Source organism: Streptomyces sp. NRRL S-495, from assembly GCF_000966955.1.
In the GTDB taxonomy this organism is placed as follows: domain Bacteria; phylum Actinomycetota; class Actinomycetes; order Streptomycetales; family Streptomycetaceae; genus Kitasatospora; species Kitasatospora purpeofusca.
On the sequence record NZ_JZWY01000575.1, the window covers coordinates 1 to 2083 of the forward strand.

Below are 2083 nucleotides of genomic sequence, written 5' to 3' on the forward strand. Positions count from 1 at the left end.
GTTGAGCACCCACGGCACCGGCAGCACCGACGGCGCCCACAATCGCAGCAACCGCGGCACCCGGGCGACACCCTCCCGGGCGGTCGCCGTGACCGGCATCGGCCTGGTCACCCCCGCCGGGTTCGGCGCGGCGGCGAGCTGGGCCCGCCTGCTCGACGGCACGTCCACCGCCCGCACCGACCCCCGGCTCGCGGGGCTGGCCGTCGACTTCTCCTGCCCGGCCGAGGGCTTCGAAGCGGCCGAGCTGCTCGGCGGCCGGCTGGTCCGCAGGCTCGACCGTTTCGCCCAGCTCGCCGTCCTGGCCGCCCGCGAGGCCGTCGCCGACGCCGGACTCGACCCGTCGGCCTGGGACTCCGCCCGGGTCGGCGTCGTCCTCGGCGTCAGCGCCAACAGCACCCTGACCTACGAAACCGAGTACGCCCGGCTGGCCGACGGCCGGCCCGACCTGGTCTCCCCGCTGATGCTGCCCCGCTCCATCCCGAACATGGCGGCCGGTGAGGTCGGCCTCGACCTCGGTGCCCGCGGGCCCAACCTGGTCACCAGCACCGCCTGCGCCTCCGGCACCACCGCCCTCGCCGTCGCCTGCGACATGCTCCGGGCCGGTACCTGCGACCTCGTTCTCGCCGGCGGCACCGACTGCCCCCGCGCGCCGATGGTGGCCACCGCCTTCGACCGGCTCGGCGCGCTCTCCCGGCGGTGCCACGACCCGGCCGGCGCCTCCCGCCCGTTCGACACGGACCGGGACGGCTTCGTGCTCGGCGAGGGCGCGGGCGTCCTGGTACTGGAGCGGGTCGCGCACGCCCGGGCGCGCGGCGTCCGGCCGCGCGCGTACCTGGCCGGCCACGGCTCCACCGCCGACGCCCACCACTTCACCGCCCCGCACCCCGGGGGCGACGGCCTGGCCCGGGCGATCCTGGCGGCCCTCGCCGACGCCGGACTCGCCCCGCACGACATCGGGCACGTCAACGCGCACGGCACCGGCACCCGCCTGAACGACACGGCCGAGGCGGCGGCCCTGCACCGGGTCTTCCACCGGCCGCCCCCGGTCACCTCGGTCAAGGGCGCGATCGGCCACACCATGGGCGGCGCCGGGGCGATCGAGGCGGCGGTCACCGTGCTCTCCCTCCAGCACGGACTGGTCCCGCCCACCGCCAACCTCGAACGGCCCGACGAGTCCCTCGGCCTCGACGTGGTCGCCAAGGTGCCGAGACGGCTCGCCCTGGACGCCGCCGTCTCGGTCTCCAGTGGGTTCGGCGGGCAGAACGCGGCCGTCGTCCTCACCGCTGCCCGAGCTGCCGCCGCCGCCCGAGTACCCGTCTCCGTCCGCCGCCGTCCCGCCCCCGGAGTCCGCCATGCCCACCCCCGCCACCCGCCGGCCGCTCGCCCGGGCCCGGCTCACCGCNCTACCAGCGACTGGTGATGAGCCGCCCGCCCGCCGATTGGACCGTCCCGCCCGCCGACGGCCGCTACGGCCCGGCCGAACCCGCCGACCCCCGGCCGCTCACCCTGCTGATGCTCGGTGACTCGCTCGCCCGGAGCCTCGGCGCCGGCCGGCCCGAGGAGACCCTCGGCGCCCGGCTCGCGCAGGCCCTCGGCGAGCGCCTCGACCGCCCCGTCGACCTGCGGGTGCTCGCCCGGGTCGGCGCCACCACGGCGGCCCTGCGGCAGCAGGTCGCCCGGGCGGAACGGATCCGGCCCGGCATCGCCGTGCTGATCGTCGGCGGCAACGACGTACTCCTCCCGCTCCCGCTCGGCCGCGCCGCCCGCCGGTTCGCCCTGGTGCTCCAGCGGCTCCGCGACACCGGCTGGCACCCGGTCGTCGTGCCCTGCCCCGACCCCGGCCACGCCCCCGGGTTCCGCGCCCCGGCCCGCCTCCTCGGCGCACCCCGCTCCCACCGCCTCGCCCACCGCCAGACCCGGGCCGCCGAACGCGCCGGCATCCCGGTGGCGGCCTCCTCCGGCCCCGAGTTCCGCGACCGGGCCGACCACCTCCTCGGCCCCGACGGCGTCCACCCGTCCCCCCGGGGCTACGCCGAACACGCCACCCTGATGCTCCCCGCCCTCCTCGCCGCCGCCGCCACCC

Annotated in this window: 2 protein-coding genes; both read left to right on the forward strand. The window is 78.5% G+C overall.

Translation table 11 applies throughout. The annotated features are described in order from the left end of the window. Position 1: 1 nt before the first annotated feature. The gene (locus tag VR45_RS27580; RefSeq protein WP_063772551.1) at positions 2-1420 is read left to right on the forward strand and encodes a beta-ketoacyl-[acyl-carrier-protein] synthase family protein; all 1419 of its coding nucleotides are present in this window, start codon (positions 2-4) and stop codon (positions 1418-1420) included. Next, positions 1420-2083: SGNH/GDSL hydrolase family protein (locus VR45_RS27590; RefSeq protein WP_052709414.1), on the forward strand; the 664-nt coding region annotated here is incomplete at its 3' end. The genes VR45_RS27580 and VR45_RS27590, both read left to right, overlap by 1 nt.